Source organism: Bacteroides stercorirosoris (assembly GCF_900142015.1).
In the GTDB taxonomy this organism is placed as follows: Bacteria; Bacteroidota; Bacteroidia; order Bacteroidales; family Bacteroidaceae; genus Bacteroides; species Bacteroides stercorirosoris.
Window position 1 is genome coordinate 114798 of sequence record NZ_FQZN01000007.1, and the last position, 20204, is coordinate 135001.

At 50.9% G+C, this 20204-nt stretch carries 17 protein-coding genes; 11 read left to right on the forward strand and 6 right to left on the reverse strand.

The genetic code is table 11. The features are described from left to right. The 7 genes from BUC01_RS07170 (at position 1) to BUC01_RS07200 (ending at position 10089) form a co-directional block, all read left to right on the forward strand. Entirely contained in the window at positions 1-2316 is a 2316-nt protein-coding gene (locus tag BUC01_RS07170) for a hypothetical protein (RefSeq protein WP_025834433.1), read from the forward strand. A 77-nt stretch (positions 2317-2393) separates the two neighbouring features. After that, on the forward strand, positions 2394-4100 hold the full coding sequence (locus tag BUC01_RS07175) for a glycosyl hydrolase (protein WP_025834431.1): 1707 nt from the start codon (positions 2394-2396) through the stop codon (positions 4098-4100). Between the two features lie 162 nt (positions 4101-4262). Then, complete coding sequence (locus tag BUC01_RS07180) at positions 4263-5375, forward strand: glycoside hydrolase family 26 protein (protein ID WP_073313214.1); 1113 nt, start codon at positions 4263-4265, stop codon at positions 5373-5375. Positions 5376-5389: 14 nt separating this feature from the next. After that, entirely contained in the window at positions 5390-6565 is a 1176-nt protein-coding gene (locus BUC01_RS07185) for a glycoside hydrolase family 130 protein (protein ID WP_025834429.1), read from the forward strand. 93 nt (positions 6566-6658) lie between these two features. After that, positions 6659-8044, forward strand: coding sequence for an MFS transporter (locus tag BUC01_RS07190; RefSeq protein ID WP_073313133.1), 1386 nt, complete (start codon positions 6659-6661; stop codon positions 8042-8044). Between the two features lie 47 nt (positions 8045-8091). Beyond that, complete coding sequence (locus tag BUC01_RS07195) at positions 8092-9279, forward strand: AGE family epimerase/isomerase (protein ID WP_025834427.1); 1188 nt, start codon at positions 8092-8094, stop codon at positions 9277-9279. Between the two features lie 18 nt (positions 9280-9297). Further along, a complete protein-coding gene (locus BUC01_RS07200) occupies positions 9298-10089 on the forward strand; it encodes an SGNH/GDSL hydrolase family protein (protein WP_073313134.1) in 792 nt (263 codons plus the stop codon). 67 nt (positions 10090-10156) lie between these two features. On the opposite strand, the gene BUC01_RS07205 is transcribed toward BUC01_RS07200, so the two are convergent. Next, entirely contained in the window at positions 10157-11494 is a 1338-nt protein-coding gene (locus tag BUC01_RS07205; protein ID WP_073313135.1) for an amino acid kinase family protein, read from the reverse strand. Between the two features lie 281 nt (positions 11495-11775). On the opposite strand from BUC01_RS07205, the gene BUC01_RS07210 reads away from it, so the two are divergent. The 3 genes from BUC01_RS07210 (at position 11776) to BUC01_RS07220 (ending at position 13956) form a co-directional block, all read left to right on the forward strand. After that, complete coding sequence (locus BUC01_RS07210) at positions 11776-13119, forward strand: sigma-54-dependent transcriptional regulator (protein WP_025834426.1); 1344 nt, start codon at positions 11776-11778, stop codon at positions 13117-13119. Between the two features lie 112 nt (positions 13120-13231). Continuing rightward, positions 13232-13540, forward strand: coding sequence for a nucleotidyltransferase domain-containing protein (locus tag BUC01_RS07215; protein WP_073313136.1), 309 nt, complete (start codon positions 13232-13234; stop codon positions 13538-13540). After that, on the forward strand, positions 13537-13956 hold the full coding sequence (locus BUC01_RS07220) for a HEPN domain-containing protein (RefSeq protein WP_025834425.1): 420 nt from the start codon (positions 13537-13539) through the stop codon (positions 13954-13956). The genes BUC01_RS07215 and BUC01_RS07220 overlap by 4 nt, the downstream gene beginning before the upstream one ends. Positions 13957-14045: 89 nt before the next feature. Here the strand turns inward: BUC01_RS07220 and BUC01_RS25425 are convergent, their stop codons facing one another. Next, on the reverse strand, positions 14046-14210 hold the full coding sequence (locus tag BUC01_RS25425) for a hypothetical protein (RefSeq protein ID WP_175560868.1): 165 nt from the start codon (positions 14208-14210) through the stop codon (positions 14046-14048). 208 nt (positions 14211-14418) lie between these two features. Beyond that, on the reverse strand, positions 14419-14916 hold the full coding sequence (locus BUC01_RS07225) for an HU family DNA-binding protein (RefSeq protein ID WP_243462669.1): 498 nt from the start codon (positions 14914-14916) through the stop codon (positions 14419-14421). Between the two features lie 863 nt (positions 14917-15779). On the opposite strand from BUC01_RS07225, the gene BUC01_RS25085 reads away from it, so the two are divergent. Then, entirely contained in the window at positions 15780-16094 is a 315-nt protein-coding gene (locus tag BUC01_RS25085; RefSeq protein WP_139261822.1) for a hypothetical protein, read from the forward strand. On the opposite strand, the gene BUC01_RS07230 is transcribed toward BUC01_RS25085, so the two are convergent. From BUC01_RS07230 to BUC01_RS07240, 3 genes are all read right to left on the reverse strand, one after another. Continuing rightward, a complete protein-coding gene (locus BUC01_RS07230; protein WP_073313137.1) occupies positions 16063-18249 on the reverse strand; it encodes a fimbrillin family protein in 2187 nt (728 codons plus the stop codon). The two genes, BUC01_RS25085 and BUC01_RS07230, sit on opposite strands and share 32 nt — an antisense overlap. Before the next feature lie 49 nt (positions 18250-18298). Next, on the reverse strand, positions 18299-19126 hold the full coding sequence (locus BUC01_RS07235) for a hypothetical protein (RefSeq protein WP_139261823.1): 828 nt from the start codon (positions 19124-19126) through the stop codon (positions 18299-18301). Between the two features lie 98 nt (positions 19127-19224). Continuing rightward, a complete protein-coding gene (locus BUC01_RS07240; RefSeq protein WP_073313139.1) occupies positions 19225-20187 on the reverse strand; it encodes a fimbrillin family protein in 963 nt (320 codons plus the stop codon). Positions 20188-20204: the final 17 nt, after the last annotated feature.

The following is a 20204-nucleotide window of genomic DNA, read 5'->3' on the forward strand; positions in this document are numbered from 1 at the left end:
ATGAACAAGACATATAAACTTTCGGCACTTTGGATGATGTGCCTCATACTCTTGGGTTGCTTGTCATTTTCGGCCTGCGATGATGGAGATGAAGAAGATACTAACCAATATAAAGGTGGTATCAGCTTGAATGTGTTTGGTCCCAGTCCTGTAGCCCGTGGCGGTGTACTCCGCTTCCTGGGTAGCGGAATGGATAAGATACAATCTGTATCTATTCCCGGATGCGGGGAGATTACTGATATAGAAGTAATCAGTGCGAATGAGATACGCGTAACCGTTCCTCAAACGGCTGAAGTAGGGTATGTTACTCTGAAAACACCTACGGGAGAGATTACTACAAAGACTAAGATTACTTATACCGAGCCTATAGGCGTAGAGACGATTACACCTAATCCGGTGAAACCTGGCGATGTACTCACCATCAAGGGTGAATATCTGAATCTTATTAAAGAAGTAATCTTCTTTGAAGAGTTACCGGTAGGTGAGGCTGATTTCATCGCACACTCACGCCAGGAAATTCAGGTGAAAGTTCCAATGGAAGCAAAGACAGGTGACGTGACTTTGGCTGATGCTTCTTCCGATGATTCCGATGCTTTGCGTAACCTGATACAAGTGGAGGGAATTGTTATTATTCTGCCTTCTGTGGAAGCACCGCTTGACCTGACTGCAAAGAAACCGGGTGATGAAATTGTAGTGAAGGGTAAAGACCTTGATTTGGTAAATACGGTGAAGATGCCAAATGGTGAAGAAGTGGAATTTGCATACGATAAATCTGAAGGGGGTGAAGAAACCATCACATTTATATTACCGGAAAATGCAACGGATGGAGCTGTTGTGATGATTCCCGCTTCGGGTGTGGAAGTAGCTATTGCCAACATTGGCATGGCACTACCTGAAAAGGTAGTAGCAACTCCGGCTGACGGATTGCGCGGCGGTGATGTGATTACATTGACGGGTGTCAATATGGAACTGGTGACTACCATTACTTTCCCGGGTATGGAAGAGGCTGTAGAGCCTGCTTCGAAGAGTGCTACAGAGGTGAAAGTAACGATGCCTGCTGCTGCTATCAGTGGTGAGTTGCTGCTGAACACGGCAAGTGGTACTTCCGTACCGGTGGCTATTACTACTCTGAAACCGGAATTCATGTCATTTGCCAATGATGCCGTTTCTTTGGGTGGTGATGTAACTATTCAAGGTAAGAATCTTGACTTAGTAGCTAAGGTGGTTTATACCGGTGGTGCCGAAGTGGAAGTTATTCCGGCTTCTGCGACAGAACTGACTGTAGAGATGCCTACTATGGGCACGGAATCCGGTGTATTGACATTGGTGATGGCAAATGGAGAGAGTGTTGAAACGGGAAAACTTACTATTAATGCTCCCGAGTTCTGCTACATCCCTGTATTGCCGGGTGAAGAAACGGAGTTGAAAGGTGGCGAGATATTCGAGATTGGGGTCGCAAATGGTGATAAACTGACAGGTGTTCAGATAAATAGCCAGAATGTTCAGTATATCATCAACGGTGATAAACTCTATATAAGTATTCCGCAGGCAGCTGGTAAAGGGACTAAGGTAACATTGATTTCTTCTAACGGCACGATTGATTATAGCATTGATTTCGTTCCGGCGACTGAGATTACAACCGTCATCTGGACGGGTGTTGGTGATGTAGGTTCTTGGGGAGGCATGTCCGACCTTTCCTGGGGTGGCTATGACTGGTCTACGGTGACTGCCGGAACAGACTTAACAATTCATTTCGTTGAATATGAGACGGCTGATTATTGGCAAATGCGTTTTGGTAATGGTTCTTGGGCTGCATTGCCTGGCAGTGGTGGAGATATTTCACTTGAAGCCGGCGCTAAAAGCTATACGCTTACGTTGACTCAGGAAATGATTGATGAATTGGTTAATAATGGTGGGCTGGTTATGACTGGTTGCAATTACATCATTGGCAAGATTACCTTAACAGAACATATCAGCTTGGAAACTGCTGTGTGGAAAGGTAGCCTTGATATGGCAGCTTGGTCAGTGAACCATGAGATGAAACCTAACACCATGTTTGTGGATGCCGGACTGAAGGCAGGTATGACGTTGAGGCTCTATTTCGATGTGTATGATGCTGACAGTAAAGTGAAATTGTTCGATGGTCATTGGGGTGGTTTGTTTGATGGCGCGGAACTGGTACCCGATGCCAGTGGAGTGATTGCTATTTCTGTAGATGATGACTTGGCTACCAAATTGACGACTCTTATAGACTGGGGATATAGTTTTATTGTGCAAGGCACGGGTTGTACACTTACAAAAGTTACCATTGAATAGAATGCAATTCTTAAAGGGAGGAAAAGATGTCTCTTTCTGATACCCCTTTTCCTCTCTCAAACATAAAAATGTAGTAGATTATGAAAATGAATAAGATATGTGCTGCCCTGTTTGCGGCAGCAACTTTCGGACTTGTAGCCTGCACCGATACCGATGCGAAATATACCATTCCCGAAGTGGAGGCACCAGTACTGGTGTCCACCACTCCGGAGGCGAATGCCGCCAAGGTAAAGAGGGGCGAAATCACCATTGAGGTGAAGTATGACAAGAACGTGTTTTTTGCTACGAAAGACTTGGATAAGATTTCATTTACCGGCGGCACGCTGATCAGTGCTGACGTATATGGATCGAGTAACGTACTGACACTGACTGTGAATGTGCCCGGGCGCGAAACAGCTTGTACGCTCTCTATTCCCGAAGGCGTAGTGTTGGGACCGAACAAGGTGCCTGCTCCGGCAGTGTCTCTTCAGTTTACTACCGTTGCTTTGGATAAGACACCGGTAATGGCTACTTCAGCCAAAGCTATGAAGCTCTATGACTATCTGCTTGCCAACTACGAAACCAAATCGCTCTCAGGCATGATGGCCAAAGAGTCGTGGAATACAGACATGTCCGAACGCGTCTATCAATGGACGGGCAAATATCCTGCCATCAATACCTTCGACTATGGTCATCTGGCATGGTCGGTGGCAGGTGCCAACTGGATAAACTATGGCGACATCACTCCCGTAAAGGAATGGGCGGACAAAAATGGTATCGTGTCGTGTATGTGGCACTGGAACGTGCCCAAGGAAGCTCCTGCCGACTACATCACATTATGGAGCGGCGAACAGGATATGCCTGCCGACTGGAGTCAATCTGTGCAACTGAATAATGATGCCGCCAAAGCTATCTTTGCCACTGCCAAAGTGGGTGACGTGGTGCGTGTGGCTGTGAAAGATGTAGAAGAGGGTGCACAAGCTGCCTTTAAGCATGGAAGCACATGGGCAGGAATCACTCCCGAATACGAATACTTCGACATTACGGGTGATTTCACCATGCCCATTACCGAGGACATCCTTACGGTACTGAAGGAAAACGGCTTGATTGTAGGCGGTCACCACTACGTGGCTACTGGCATCTATCTGGAAGGCGAAGGTATCACTGGCGTTCCTGACCTTGGAACCGGATATGCTTTCTATAAAGATGAAACCAACTTTGATGCATCCAATGCCTTGATAGAAGGTACTTGGGAAAATAAATTCTTTGTGCAAGACCTTGCCAGTGTGGCAGGTTATCTGAAACTGCTAAAAGAAGCCGACATACCTGTACTGTGGCGTCCGCTTCATGAAGCGGCGGGCAAGTGGTTCTGGTGGGGAAAAGACGCTGCCAGCTTCAAGGCCATCTGGATTGCTATGTTCGATTACTTCAAGGCGCAGGGATTGGACAACCTCATCTGGGTATGGACCGCTGAAACCGGTGATGAAGATTGGTACCCGGGCGACCAGTATGTGGATATTATCGGAAGTGATATCTACTCGAAGGATGTGGAAACTTGCGCATCGCGATATGTGGCTATTTCGGCTACATACGGCAACAAGATGATTACGCTGAGTGAGTGTGGTTCGGTAGGTAAAATCTCCGAGCAATGGGCTGCCGGTGCACGCTGGTCTTGGTTTATGCCTTGGTATGATGGTGAGGAAGAAGATGGAACCCCGATAGTACATGCCGATGAAGCCTGGTGGAAGGATGCTATGGAACAGAGTTATGTTATAACTCGTGACCAGGTGCCTTCGATGGAATAACGGATTGTTTATAGCTGGAATCTTATGAATAAAGAGGCTTTATCACAAGCTGGTGAAGTCTCTTTTTTTATAGGATAAGTGCTGTGAAATGATAAAATTGTATCAGTATGTCTGTGACAAATCCGCTATCTTCGCAAATAGAAAAAGAGTAGAGATATGAATATGAAAGACCTTAGATTATTAACGATTGCATCGGTCATGATGGCTTTTGCCGCCTGTGGCCCTACCCAGAAGACACGGCCGAGTGAAGAAACTCCGGTGCGTACCCCTGAGACCGAGAACCTGCTCGCCCATCTTAAAAAAGTATCATCCCGTGGCTTTATGTTCGGCCATCATGACGATACCAACTATGGCATCGGCTGGGAAGGCGATGAAGGGCGTTCTGATGTAAAGAGCGTCTGTGGAGACTATCCCGCAGTCATCAGCTTCGACCTGGGACATTTGGAACTGGGCGATACGTTGAGCCTGGACAAAGTGCCGTTCAGCAAAATCAGAAGAGAGATATTGAACCAATATAAAAGAGGAGGGCTGTCCTCTCTTAGCTGGCATCTGCGCAATCCGCTGACAGGGGGAGACTCCTGGGATGTGTCAGATACGACGGTGGTGAAGTCCATTCTGCCCGGCGGAGCCAATCATGAGAAGTTTGCAGGCTGGGTAAGTAAAGTATCGGCTTTCATCAACTCCCTGCAAACGGAAGACGGAGTGAAAGTCCCGGTACTCTTCCGCCCGTGGCACGAACATACGGGCAGCTGGTTCTGGTGGGGAGAGAAGCTCTGTACGCCTGAAGAATACAAAGCCCTCTGGCACATGACGGTGGACATCCTCCGGGGTGATGGAGTGGACAATGCCCTGTATGCCTATTCCCCCGGCAGTGAACCGCAAGATACGGTACAATATCTGAAACGCTATCCCGGTGACGACCTGATAGATGTAATCGGTTTCGATACCTATCAGTTCGACCGCCCTTCTTATCTGGCGAATGTGGGCAAAAGTCTGGCTATCGTAGACAGTATAGGCCGGACGCACGATAAAGTGATAGCCATCACCGAGACGGGCTACGAAGGCATCCCCGATCCGAAATGGTGGACTGAAACCCTGTTGCCGGCCATTGGAGAGTATCCGATAGCCTACGTCCTGGTGTGGCGCAATGCCCGCGAACGTGTCACGCATTTCTATGCCCCCTATCCCGGACAGGCGTCAGCCGAAGATTTCGTAACATTCTATAATCATCCCAAGACCCTTTTTGCGACAGACGTAAACTCTTTGTATAAATAAGATAAACAACGAATATGGAAACTTTTAATGATAAGGTATCAAGACTCTTTCAGGAACACGAGGAGTTGATCACGAGAAAGAATGAACCGGTGAAAGGTGGCAACGGCATATTTACACGTTATAAATATCCGGTGGTGACGGCTGCCCATACGCCTGTTTTCTGGCGCTACGACTTGGATGCAGCGTCCAATCCCTACCTGATGGAACGTATCGGCATGAATGCCGCGCTCAACTCCGGCGCCATCAAGTGGAATGGCAAATACCTGCTGTTGCTGCGCATGGAAGGGGCCGACCGTAAGTCGTTCTTTGCCGTGGCGGAAAGTCCTAACGGTGTGGATAACTTCCGCTTCTGGGATTATCCCGTCACGATGCCCGAAGATGTGATATCGGCTACCAATGTCTATGACATGCGCCTCACTGCCCATGAAGACGGATGGATTTATGGTATCTTCTGTGCCGAGCGTCATGATGACAATGCCCCCGTGGGCGATTTATCCTCGGCAACGGCTACGGCAGGCATTGCACGTACCCGTGATTTGAAGACTTGGGAGCGTCTGCCCGACCTGAAGACTAAGAGCCAACAACGTAATGTGGTGCTTCATCCCGAATTTGTAGATGGCAAATATGCCCTTTATACCCGTCCGCAGGATGGATTTATTGATGCCGGAAGCGGCGGCGGCATAGGCTGGGCCTTGGTAGACGACATGACACATGCGGAGGTGAAAGAGGAAACCATCATCGACCAACGCTACTACCACACCATCAAGGAGGTAAAGAACGGTGAGGGCCCGCATCCGATAAAGACGGAGAAAGGCTGGTTGCACCTGGCTCATGGGGTTCGTGCCTGCGCTGCCGGACTGCGTTATGTGCTCTATATGTATATGACCGCCCTTGACGATCCTACACGCCTGATAGCCACCCCAGGCGGTTACTTCATGGCTCCTGAGGGAGAAGAACGTATCGGTGACGTAAGCAATGTGCTCTTCACCAACGGCTGGATTGCGGATGAAGACGGTAAGGTGTTCATCTATTATGCCTCGTCGGACACGCGGATGCACGTAGCCACTTCTACGGTGGACAAGCTGGTGGATTACTGCATGAATACGCCGGTGGACGGATTGTCCTCTTCGGCTTCGGTGGAGACGCTGAAGAAACTTATTAGTAATAATTTGCAACTGATGCGGAAATAAATATCTTTGTGCCTTTATCCCCCGCTCAGAAGGGTGTGTGGGCGCGGTGGCAAAGTTTGCGCATCGATGGTTATAAATCTTTAATTTAATAGTATGGCAACACTGAAAGAGAAAATTGGTTATGGCTTTGGCGATATGTCTTCCTCTATGTTCTGGAAGATATTCTCCTATTATCTGCCTATATTCTATTCTAATATATACGGGCTGAGTCTGGCGGATACGGGCGTCCTGCTGTTGGTAACGCGCATTTGGGATGCGGTGTCCGACCCGATGATGGGCATCATTGCCGACCGAACCCATACGCGATGGGGAAAATACCGTCCTTATCTGCTGTGGATTTCTCTTCCGTTTGCCGTCTGCGGCATATTGATGTTTACCACGCCCGACTTCGGGCCTACGGGGAAACTCATCTGGGCATACGTCACTTACATTCTGATGATGACGGTTTATACAGCTATCAATGTGCCATACGGGGCTATGCTGGGGGTGATGACGGATGACTCGGACACGAAGACGGTGTTCTCTTCCTACCGGATGTTCTTTGCATACGGCGGTAGTTTCATAGCCTTGTTTGCCTGGGAGCCGCTTTGCACGTGGTTCAGGGAGATGACCGGTTCGGTGACCGTCAGTTGGCAATATTCCATGATTGTGATTGCTTCGTTGTGCTTCGTCGTGTTCCTGCTATGTTTCAGCATGACGAGGGAGTACGTGAAGAGCGTATCTACGGTTTCCATCGGGAAGGACTTCAAGTCGTTGCTTGCCAACGTGCCTTGGTGGTTGCTTATCGGAGCGGCATTGTGCTCCAACCTGTTCAACACGGTGCGTGGCGCTACGGCTGCCTATTTCTTCAAAGACTACATAGGCGACAGTATATTCCTGAACCTGGGTGATTTCACAATCCTGTTTTATGCCGGGCTGTTCCTGGGTGTGGGAGAGGTTTCCAATATGATAGGCGTGGTGCTGGCAGTTCCCCTTTCGCGCGGACTGGGCAAGAAATCCACCTATATCGCCACGATGGCGGCACTGGCGGTATTGAGCATTCTGTTCTTCTATCTGCCTTGCACACCGGCGGGCTTCTGGATGATGCTGATTATGCAAATCGTCATATCTATTTGTACGGGTATCGTTTCACCGTTGATATGGAGTATGTATGCTGACGTTTCGGACTATGCCGAACTGAAAGACGGGACGGCTTCGACCGGGCTTATATTCTCATCTTCGTCGATGGCGCAGAAGTTTGGCGGCGCTATGGGCGGGGCGGCTGTGATGTGGATACTGGCATCCTTCGGTTATAATACGGCTGAGGGTGCCGTGCAAACGGAGGAGGCGCTGACTGGTCTGAACTTGCTTATGAGCTGGATACCAGCTGCTGTGGCAGTGCTGGCTATGGTGGTCGTGTACTTCTATCCGTTGACGAAGAAGCGCGTGGAGGAGATTAACGAGAAGCTGAAACCCATACGGGCGAAGGGGATGTCTTGACTTTTATTTCCCAAACGGGTTCAAAATATAAACTAATACGCTTTTTTATGGACGTCAAGAATATGCGAAAAGAGATGGAAGAAGAGTTGACAGCCAACATTCTTCCCTTCTGGATGAACCGGATGACGGATGAAGCGAACGGTGGCTTCTATGGCCGCATCACGGGAACCGGAATCCTGATGCCGGAAACAGAAAAGGGTGCTGTATTGAATGCCCGTATTCTCTGGACTTTCTCGGCAGCCTATCGTTTGCTGAAGAAGGAAGAATACTTGTCTGCAGCAACGCGTGCCAAACGCTATGTGATAGATCATTTCTATGACCGCGAGTTCGGCGGTGTCTACTGGTCGCTCGATTGCGAAGGTCGCCCATTAGATACGAAGAAGCAAATCTATGCCATCGGCTTTGCCATCTACGGGCTGAGCGAATATCATCGTGCCACGGGTGATGCTGAGGCTTTGGAATATGCCGTCCGCCTGTTCGAGGATATCGAAAAGCATAGCTTCGACCCTGTGAAGAATGGCTATTGCGAGGCTCTTACCCGCCAGTGGGGAGAGATTGCCGATATGCGTCTTAGCGATAAAGACGAGAATGAACGTAAGACCATGAACACCCATCTGCATATCCTGGAGCCTTATGCCAATCTGTACCGTGTATGGAAAGATGATCGCCTAAAGAAGCAACTCCGCAACCTGATAGAACTATTCACGGACCGGATTCTTAATCCTGAGACCGGACATCTGGAATTGTTCTTCGATGACAATTGGCGGAGTAAGTATCGCATTGTTTCCTACGGACACGATATAGAAGCTTCCTGGCTGATACATGAAGCCGCTTTGATACTGGCTGATAAGACTTTACTGGAAAAAGTGGAACCGCTGGTTGAGTTTATCGCCGCTGCCGCCGGTGAAGGATTGACGCCTGACGGTGCCATGATTTATGAGACTTTCCCGGATAGACAGAAGACCGATACCGACCGCCATTGGTGGGTGCAGGCAGAGAATGTGGTGGGACACGTTAATCTTTACCAACATTTTGAAGATGAAGTGGCATTGCGCAAGGCTTTTCATTGCTGGGATTTCATCAAGAAGCATCTGATAGATAAGAAGAACGGCGAATGGCATTGGAGCGTGCGTGCCGACGGCACGGTGAATACTGAGGATGACAAGGCCGGATTTTGGAAATGCCCGTATCATAACGGACGTATGTGCATGGAGATAATGGAACGTTTTTCATAAGTGTTTTAGAAGTTTGGAATGAGAAGATTGATTGGACTTTGTGTTGTGTTGTGGATAGGGATTGCGTTGCAGGCGCAGTCCCTTTATCCTGATTTCAGTAAGATGAATTTCGGTTGTGATGGGAACAGCATCACGGCGGGTGAACAATGGTCGAAGACGGTGGTCGATCTACTTGGATTTGCCACCCATCATAATGTAGCGGTAGGTTCTGCAACATGGGCGTGCCACCCCGATACCCAGGATTACGGAAGTGCCGGTTTTGCCGGAATATCCGGTGGCTGGCAGCCTACCGAAGACGGGCGTGAATTGCAAATGCGCCATAACAATGTCTCCAAAGTCCATATCCAGAAATTCATTGCCGAGGTGGAGAGCGGGCAATATCCGGCTCCCGATGTCTTTGTCTTCTCTATGGGGACGAACGACAAGGATTTAGGCTCTGCCGAAGAAGCCTTGAAAGGTAAGACTCTTGCAGAGGTGGACGTTACCACTATGGCAGGCGGTGCCCGCTGGGCCATACAGACCATTCTGGAGCATTATCCCAAATGTCGTGTTTTTGTTTGTACCCCTATTCAGACCGGTGATGTAACCCGCAATGAACGTAATCTGGAGAAGATTGCCATTCTGCGTGAAATCTGCCGTGCTCTCTCCGTGCAACTGATAGATTGTTACTCTAATAGCGGTATAACCGGGAAATTCGAACAGCCTTCGGGCAGGGGACGCTATCTGCGCGATGGCTTACATCCCGATAAAGAAGGGCAGGAGTTGATGGGGCGCTATATTGCGAAAGAAATACGGAATAATTTCTTTTAGGTGCGGGTTGATTTCTTTCTGCACAATTATGAATTAATTCCGCCAACAGGTTATATAGAGAATATATTCAAGACGCCTTCTTAAGCCACTCCTTCTTCAGCAACTTCTCGTCGAGCAACCGGAGTGCTTCCGCCTTGTCCGTTGCCTTGACCACCAGCGACACATCATTCTCATCACTTCCGTAAGAAATCATCTTCAGCGGAATATTCTTCAACGCATCCATAATCCGCGCTTCGGTTTCGATGCACGATGACTTCATGTTGCCTACCACAGAAATGATACTCATCTTATCTTCCACCCATATCCGGGCATACTTATTCAGTTCCCGCAGGATGAGCGAAAGGAAGTTCCCGTCATCCGTGGCTACGGATATGTTATCGTTGGATGAAGTCAACAGACAGGGCATCGTCTTGTATTTGGCGAAGATATCGAAAATCTTGCTGATGAACATATAAGGCCGGAGCGTGTGGTTCGATTCGAACCGGATGTATGTGATAGAATCTTTGGTGGCGACTGCCTTCACCATGTTCCCGTTCAATCTGTTGGCGGATATATAAGTCCCTTCTGATGCCGGGTTCACCGGGTTGAGCAAACGGATGGGAATATTCTCTTTCCATGCCGTAGCCAGACAAAGCGGGTGCAGTATCTGGGGATTGAAGTAGATGAGCCGTTCGGCTTCACTGAAACTCAGGTTCTTTATCGTGTCGGCATCTTTCACTACCAGGGTGTCGTTGCTGTGTATATCGACATCTGTCCATATCCGTATTTCCTCCGCCTGTATGGCTGTCCCTATCAGGGCGGCGGTGTAGTCGCTTCCGCCTTGTTTCAGACAATCGGTCTCACCAAAGGCATTCCTGCAAATGCTTCCCTGTGTGAGAAACAGATGCGTATCGGGGTATGATTTACATATCTCTTTCACCTTCCGGCTGATATATTCCTCATCCGCTTCCCCGTTCATGCCGGTGCGTATGAAGTCGAAGGCACAAATCACGCAGTTGTCCACTCCCTGTTCCTGCAAGTAGAATCCCAGTAAGGTGGATGTCAGTAACTCGCCTTGTGCCAGGATTTCCTTTTCGTCGGTAGCGTAGAAAGGCTCCATGCTGTATTTCCATATTGCCTGGAAACAGTCGAGAATGCCCCGGATGGCTTCGTGCTTGATAGTGTCGTCCGTAAGTAGTTCATTGGCAAAGTCAATGAACTGGAATTCCAGCCGGGTTATTTTGTCGTGTGCTTCCTCTATGTTCCGGTTGAAGAAGTTGGCGGCTACCTCGCCCAAATGTTTGGTGACATCTTTGGGAGCGGACAGTACGACTATTTTAGGCGTATTGCCTTGAATCAGTTTTGCCACATGTTGCATACCTTTTACGGATGCGGTTGCGTTTCCATCGAATTTGTAGATTTCCATATTCTTCTTTTTTAAGTTATTGATCAAATCCTCTTGTGAAGCCTCCTTGCCATTTCAGAATGGTTTTATCAAAATGGAAAGGAAACTCTCCCGCTGCCTGTTCTCTCTTTTCTGCCCTTATCTCCTTGTACTAATGGAGTTAAGCTATGAAATCGGTTACGGGGCTTTCAGACTCTCTACTATAAAAGTTCAAAAGATGTGCCGCTCGTATTCGGGAAAAGCTTTATATTTGCACACCCTGTTTTTAGCATTATCAGTTTAAACACTTATCCGAATAAGATATGAGTAAGATTTTAATCGTTGATGACGAGATGCAAATCCGTACCCTTTTGGCGCGTATGATGGAGTTGGAGGGATATGAAGTCTGTCAGGCTGGTGATTGCAGGGCTGCCCTGAAACAGTTGGAATTGCAAAGTCCCGATGTAGCTTTGTGTGATGTTTTCCTGCCCGACGGGAACGGGGTGGATCTGGTGCTGGCTATCAAGAAAGCTGCGCCTAATGTGGAGGTCATTCTCCTGACGGCTCACGGCAATATCCCCGATGGCGTACAAGCCATCAAGAACGGGGCTTTCGACTATATCACCAAAGGAGATGACAATAACAAGATTATTCCTCTTATCAGCCGTGCGGTGGAGAAGGCCGCGATGAATGCCCGTCTTGAAAAGCTTGAGAAGAAGGTGGGGCAGGCGTACTCTTTCGATTCTATCCTGGGAGAGTCCAAATCTTTGAAAGATGCTGTGTCGCTGGCGCAGAAAGTGTCGGTGACTGATGTACCTGTATTGCTGACCGGAGAGACGGGAACAGGCAAGGAGGTGTTTGCGCAGGCCATCCATTACAGTAGCAAGCGTGCACGGCAGAATTTCGTTGCGGTGAACTGTTCCTCGTTCAGCAAGGAATTGCTGGAGAGCGAGATGTTCGGGCACAAGGCAGGTTCGTTTACGGGGGCGCTGAAAGATAAGAAAGGGCTTTTTGAAGAGGCGAACAACGGGACTATCTTCCTGGATGAAATAGGTGAGATGGCTTTTGAACTGCAAGCGAAGTTGCTGCGCATCCTCGAAACGGGCGAATACATCAAGATAGGCGATACCAAGCCGACATGCGTCAACGTGCGTATCATTGCGGCAACCAATCGCAATCTGCCGGAAGAAATAGCTAAAGGGCGTTTCCGTGAAGATTTGTTCTATCGCCTTTCGGTGTTCCAGGTGCACTTGCCGCCGTTGCGTGAGCGTGCGGGAGACATCCGCCTGTTGGCAAAGGCTTTCGTGAAGAACTTCTCCGCGCAACTGGCCCGTTCGATAACCGAGATTACTCCCGAATTTCTCACTACGCTTGAACTGCAACCGTGGAAGGGGAATATCCGTGAACTCCGCAATGTGATAGAGCGCAGCCTCATCGTCTGCGAAGGGGAACAGCTGACTATTGCCGACCTGCCTCTCGACATCCAGAATGCCCATTACGAACAGTCGGACGAGGAGACTCCCGGCAGTTTCGAACTTTCGGCTATGGAGAGGCGGCACATCGCCCGGGTGCTGGAATACACGAAAGGCAACAAGACGGAAGCGGCTCGGCTACTGAAAATCGGGTTGACGACGCTGTACAGGAAGATAGAGGAATATAAGATTTGAGGTGCATTTCGGGGCGTGCAGCGACGGGCTTTTCGGAAAACATTGCTATCTTTGTGTTGTTTAACTGAAAGAGATAAGAGACTATATTATAAACGAATAGGAGGAAAAGCTAATGAAACGACCTGATATTGTCCGCCGCATTGCAGAAGTGATGCACCGCATTGCTCCCGATGCGAAGACCATTCTTTATGGTTCGGAGGCTCGGGGAGATGCACAGGCTGATTCTGATATAGACTTGCTCATCCTGCTTGATGAAGAACAGCTGGCTCCTGAGCGTGAATTGGAAATAACCCGCCATCTGTATGAGGTAGAAGTAGAGACAGGAGTCATTATCAGCCCTATGGTGATGCTGCGCCATGTATGGGAAAGATTTACCACGCCGTTTAGTATTAATGTGATGAAGGAAGGGGTGGTGCTATGAAAGAGAAATTGGATGCGGAAAGCCGTTCCGCCATTGTGAACTACCGTCTGGAACGTGCCTACGAAACTCTGAAAGAGGCTGATTATAATACCGAGGGCGGGTATTACAATGCCGCTGTAAACCGCCTTTATTATGCTTGCTACTATGCAGCTTCTGCCTTACTGCTGCATTGTGAAATAGAGGCTAATACGCATAATGGTGTGAAAACACAACTCTCCATGCACTTTGTGCGTACCGGGCGTTTGAGTCTGGATTATGGGGCAACCTTCAGTTTGTTGTTCGAGAAACGTCAGGCAAGTGATTACAGTGACTTTGCTTACTGTGACCTTGCTTTGGTGAATACACTTCGTCCTCGTGCGGAAGCTTTTATTGATGCGATGGAAAGGCTGATACGCGGCTTTTATTCTCGTAGTTGAAGCTTTGACCGGTGAATACTTCATTTTCCCCACCTTTATTGAGGTAAGATTAAAGTCGATCCATAAGTCATTAAGGGTGGCAAACTCTTTTAGCTTTTCAATTTGCCCTCTCTTATAGCCCTCTGCTGGTTCAGCATTTTCTGTTGCTTCTTTTTCTCTTCTAACGAGATAGGCTGCTTCTGCCAAGAGGTAATCGACTCCAAGGTGCTCTCTATCCATTGCTTATGAAATTCATTAATATAGGTTCTTTCCATGCTTTAACACGTTTTTATGTGGCTGATGTAAATGTAGTAAATCTATCGGAGAAACCATAGGAAAGCATCGACTGAAAACAAATGCAGTTGATTTACCTGTCTCTGCAGGCCTGTTATCCTTTATCGCCCTAACTATAAAAATCCCCTCCCCGCAGCCCTAACCCACTGCCCGGAGGGGATTTCCTTGTCCCGGTATATCCTTTGGTTTTTATCCCAGCGGATCGGGATCAATGATGCCGCCGCCGGAGCCGCTGCCGCCACCGGAATCACCGGAGCCGCCTCCGCCCTGTGCCTCTTTGAAGGCGCGGGTGGTGGCATAGACGAAGCCGTTGTCCACCACACCGGCGTTCTCGAAGGAGAGGCCGTCTTTGATGGCGGACATCAGTTCTTTGGAGGGGGTGAAGATGACCTTTACGTTGCGTATCATGGTGGCGGCGTTGAAGGCATCGATGTTGTCGACGCCTGAGCTGCCGAAGCTGAGGCGCAGGATGCCGAGTTTGCCCAGTTGCACGCTGTTGCCCAACTGCAATTGCAGGGGGATGGCGTCGCACACCAGGTTGAAGCCCGATTCCAGTTCCGTGGGGGCGGTAGTGGTGTTTCGGGTCACTACGCGGCACACGGTGCCGGTGTTCAGGCGGTTTTCTACTATGGGCGAGGCGTACCACTTGCCCGGATCGTCCTTCTTCTGAAGGCTCTTGCGTTTCACAAATCTGAATTTTGGCATATATTCCAATCGGTTTTTAGTGTGAAAGCCGCGCAGGCTGAGCCTCTCTGAACACGACCGAACGCGCGACTCCCGGGGTAGGCGACGGAGGGGCGGGACGGAGGGACTTGAGGCTGTTGCCATGCAGCCGAAAAACACTTGCACGGACGCTTGACGAATGCTTGCACAGGCGCTGAAAAATGCTTGCGCTTCCGTTTAAAAATGCTTGCGCTTCCATTTTAAAATGCTTGCGCTTCCATTTTTAATTCCTTGCGCTTCCATTTTCAGCTCCTTGCGCAAGCGTTTTCAGACTCCTTGCACAAGCGTTTTTCCGGTGGCTTCACGGGTTAATAATTCATATCTTTCAGGTTGTTTATAGTATTGCAGGGCGACTGCATTGAAAGTGCCCTTTATTTCTGAATCAGTTACGAGCTACGAGCTACGGGCTACAGGCTACGAGTTACGAGCTACAGGCAACAAGTGCCTTTCGGAACATAGCGCAGCTACTTGTAGCTTGTAGCTTGTAGCTCGTAGCCCGTAGCCTGTAGCTCGTAACTTTACTCCTTTCTGCACCGTTTTGAATCAAACGGACTATCTCCATTCCCCTCCTCCAGTTGGAGGAGGGGTGCCCTTTAGGGCGGGGTGGTAGGTGAGAAAGGAATTCCTTAGGCTTGTGATTTATAGGTATTTTATTGTTTTACCTACCACCTCCCCCTACGGGTACTCCTCCTCCAACTGGAGGAGGAGAATTGAGATAGTATCACTTATCATTTGCTTCATTACTTTTTCTGTTTTGACATGCCCGCAATTGAGGTGCTCTGCCACTCTTTCACGATATTCTGCCACTCTTTCACGATACCTTGAGGATGCGGATTACAAATCCGCTTGCGCAAACGGTATCGGGGCGGAGAACGGTGCCGGGATTACAAATCCGCTTGTGCGAACGGTATCGGGGCAGAGAACGGTGCCGGGATTACAAATCCGCTTGTGCGAACGGTATCGGGGCGGAGAACGGTGCCGGGATTACATATCCGCTTGCGCGAACGGTATCGGGGCGGAGAACGGTGCCGGGATTACAAATCCGCTTGCGCGAACGGTATCGGGGTGGAGAACGGTGCCGGGATTACATATCCGCTTGTGCGAACAGCATCAGGGCAGAGGGACGGACGGCAGACCCCTGATGCGGATTTTGCCGCTGGCGGGGTCGTAACTCCATGCGCCTTTGCTGCTGAATGTCACCTTCGTCACCTCGATGCCATAGGCGGGAAAGCATGTGGCGTCGTAGGTGGTGGTAGGGATATCTTGCTTCTCAAAATCTTTTGATTGCATGAGGTTGTATATCTCTTCATCGGTGGCATCTGCATCGTAGAGGATACTATCGGATGATGGTGGCAGGTCTGACGTACCTTGCCCGCCTGTGCCTGCGCCTGCGCCGGTGCCGATGCACAGGTCTGTATCGTTAGAGCTATTGTCGCCCACGATGGCACCGGCCATATTTATTGTGGATGCACCTACTGCTGTTGCATCTCCCCGTGCGTAAGAGCTGTACAGTACCCCGCTTTGAAGTCCTACCACACCGCCGGCATATGCTTCGTGTCCACCGGAATTGGCAATAATTTTTCCCACTTCGGATGCACAAGAGGCGATGTAGTTACCGCCGGAAGTCTTTCCTGCTATGCCTCCGGCTTGGGTTTTTGCACTAGAGGCTTTGGCAGAAACCTTGCTGCCTGAGGCTTCGCAGGCAAGGATGGTGCCGGTATTAATACCCGCTATGCCTCCGGCGTTGCATTCTACACTCGTCGTATTTGAATCGGAAAAAGCGGTGACTTTTACATCGGCCCGGCAATAGCTGATAGTCCCGCCGCTATTATCCGCTATTATCCCTCCGCTATCGTTATATGCTTGCCCTTGTAGGTTCATATCTGTTTTTATTTCTCCCTGGGCGGAACAGAAGGTGATGACCGCATCGCTAACTGTCCCTGCAATGGCACCGCACGATATATTCGAATTGTGTGACACATCTATATCCACATTCCTCAAATGAATGCCTGTGAGCACAGCGGGAGTTGAACTACTTTCACCGATTACCAGCCCAAACAGCCCCATATACGATTCTCCACTTTTGATTTTCAGATTGGAGATGGTGTATCCGTTTCCGTTATAGCTTCCTTGGAAATAGTTGTAAGAAGAAGTGACGTTCCCGATAGGCGTCCAGTCGTCTATCCCCGTCAAGTCGATGTCTGCGGTTTGCAGCACGCGGGCGCTGCGGGCTTCTATGGAGGAGGTGCCTATCGTGCTGCCGTTGTTCACTGCGTCGGCAAAGGCTTTCAGTTCTTTGGCGGTGGAGACGGTGAGGTCGTAGCCGGTGGGCGGTAGGCCGGGGCGGATGTCACCGTCGTTCCAGGACAGGTCTTTGTCGGTGGGGGTGATGGAGACGCGGTCGTTGCCGAGGGTGATGTTGTAGGTATGGATGTGTCCGGCTTCGTAACTGCCGCTGAGGATGATGCCGTTGTACGTCTTATCGGGATTGGTGGTATGGATGATGAGGCTGGTGCCGCTGCTGATGGTGTGCGGGATGATTTGCGCCTCGTAGGTGGCCGTGTAGCCGTCGGGGGTGGCGGCGCAACGGTGGGTGTATATGACGGCGGTGTTGCCGATTCCCGTCAGTGTGCCGTCGGTGGGGTCGATGGTGGCGTCTACCGGTGTGCCCTTAACGTCTACTCCGGTCACGTCGAATCCCTGGCTTGGGACTACGGTCTTTCCGTCTGCTTTGATGTTCAGCCGCAACAGGGCGGTGCGGTGGCTGAAGGTCAGTGCGGATGAGGGGTTGCGGGTCAGGGTGGCGGGGCCGGCAAAGAGGAAGTCGGCGGCGGCAAATGCGGCGTCGGTGTCTTGCCGGGAGATGTTGAGCGGGGAGGATGTGGAGGGGAGTGCGTCGGAGTAAGGGTACCAGGCGATGACGCCGTCCTGTCGCTGCTGCCCCGGTGTCCAGTAGAAGGAGTTGTCGGGGTCGGTGGCGGTGAAGCGGAGGTCGGTGCCGTAGACGTAGGGTTTCACTTGGTTGTCGATGCTTACTGCAATGCGGTCGTCCGTGGTGAAGGCATCTTTGGTCACGGGGGCGGTGGCGCGGGTGTCGGCGGTGTGCTTGCCGGAGTTGCCGGGGGCAAGGAGGGAGGCGCCGAAGCTGAGGGCATCGGTGGAGGCGGGGCTTCCGTCGGCGAGGTCGGCGGGGTCGGTGCAGGCGGTGGCAAGCAAGGCGGCGGCGAGCACGAGGGCGGCGCTGTGGGCGGCACTGTGGGCGAGGCGGCGGAAGCGGGTGTATGTGGAGGTTTTCATATCTGTTGCGGGTTATGGGGTGAATATGGGGGGGCTATTTGAATGTCCGTCAGAATTCGGGGGCGATGGGGCCGGAGGGCAGGGCATCGGGGTCGATGGTGTAGGACATGCCTTTAAAGTTGCCTTTGGCATCGGGAAGGAGTTGGATTTCCTGCCCGTTTATGCGAATGGTTTGGCTGTTCTTGTCCTCGGAGTCGAGGAAATAGTCTTTTCCGTCCGAGGGAACATAAAAGACATTGTCGACATACGAGTCTGGGTTTTCGAGAAAATCGGGGAAACGGAATTCGGAGTTCAAACTCTTGAACTTGAGTTGGCATGCCTTTGTGATGCGCAGGCGCGCCAGAGGCTGGAAGAACCGGAGTTTGACAACCTCTCCCGGATGGGAGGTGCTGTAGTTATTGGGGATATTAATCACGTCGATGTCCGGGGTCACTGCTATCTTTCCGCTTGCGTTGGGGTATTGCTGCCCGAGATATCTGGCGTAGATGCGGCAATAGGTGCCCGTGGTGCCGTATAAACTCTTGGGCCACCTTATTTCGTTCTTGTAGTAATCGCGGAGTGGTGTGCATGGGGTTATGTGGGCTTCTTCTTCCTCGTATGTGAGTGAACGCCAGTGGCCTCCGTCCCGTTTCAGGGCGGTGATGTAGGTGGTTTTCAGAATGTTCGCATTGTCGTAGAATTCGGCACGTATCCACAGTATGTCTCCATCCTCCCATTGCGCGGCGTCCGTGGTCTGTGTGAGGCGGGTGGAAGGCCGGTCGGTGAAGCCGGGGCGTGGGGCTATGTCGAAGCGGATGAGGGTGGCGTCATCGGTGGCGGTGTCGGGAAACACGTCGTTGGTGGTGCAGCTTCCCGCACTGAGTGCGAGAAGGAGCACGAAGCCTGTCCGGCGCAGGACACGGGCGAGGGCTGTGAATGGGAGGATGGGATTCATATCTGTCGGTATTTAGGGTTATTCTTTTTTCCGGTGCCGGTCTATTCTTCTTTGGCGTCTACATCGCCTCCTGTGCCTTGGGTCCAGGCGGTGATTTGGGCTGCGGTGATTTCTATCCCGGTCTTGTGCACTTTCACGTTGTAGGTGTAGGAATAGCCGGAGGCAAGTCCTTGCGTGGCGGGGGTTACGCCGGGCAGGTCGAGTAGGTTGAGGGTGGCGCTGTAGTTGCTGCCGCTGACGGTGACGCTGAGTGAGGCGGTGGCGGCTTCCTGCGGCCAGAGGATGAGGGTGGAGAGGGTGTTCTGGGCGGTGGTGGAAGCGGGGATGTTTTCCAGTTTGGCGGCTGTGGCTAAGGCATCGGCTTCGGCGGTTCCGTTAAGGGTGTTGAAGGTGCCTGCCAGTTTGAGGCCGGAGAGGGTGTAGGTCAGTCCGGAGGCGGGGAAGGCCATGCCCATACCTTCCACGAAGTTCAGCTTCAGGCGGCTCATGCGGTGGGTGAAGTTGAAGTTGACTTGCGGGTTGGCGGAGGTGATGCCGTCGGCGCGGCTCCAGAGGTAGTCTATCCGGGGCAGGTCGGCAAGTGCCTGGTCGGCGGCGGTGAGGGTCTTTGAGATGATGCCGTCGGTGCCGGGGCGGGTGCCGTTGGAGCCGGTGTAGGGGTAGTAGGCGGTGAAGTCTACGGACTTCTTGTCCTGGAAGTAGATGTCGTTGTCCTCGCCTGCGGCGTTCACTACGGTAAAGCTGCCCCTGGTGTCGGTGGCGGTGTACTGGATGTTGGTGTAGGCGGTGGCACCCTCGGTGGAGGCGGCGCTTACGCCGATGCGGTCGTTGTCGTTCCAGGTGGTTTCGCTGGCGCGGGTGTCGGCGGTTTGGGCGATGGTGGAAGTGATGCGGGCGGCTATGGGGCTGTCGTCTGTCAGGTGATTGTCTGATTCGCATGCTGCGAAGAGGAGGATGAACAATGCCGGAGCGGCGAGGTTGCTGAGAATTGAGTTGGTTTTCATAATCGTTACTGTTTTTG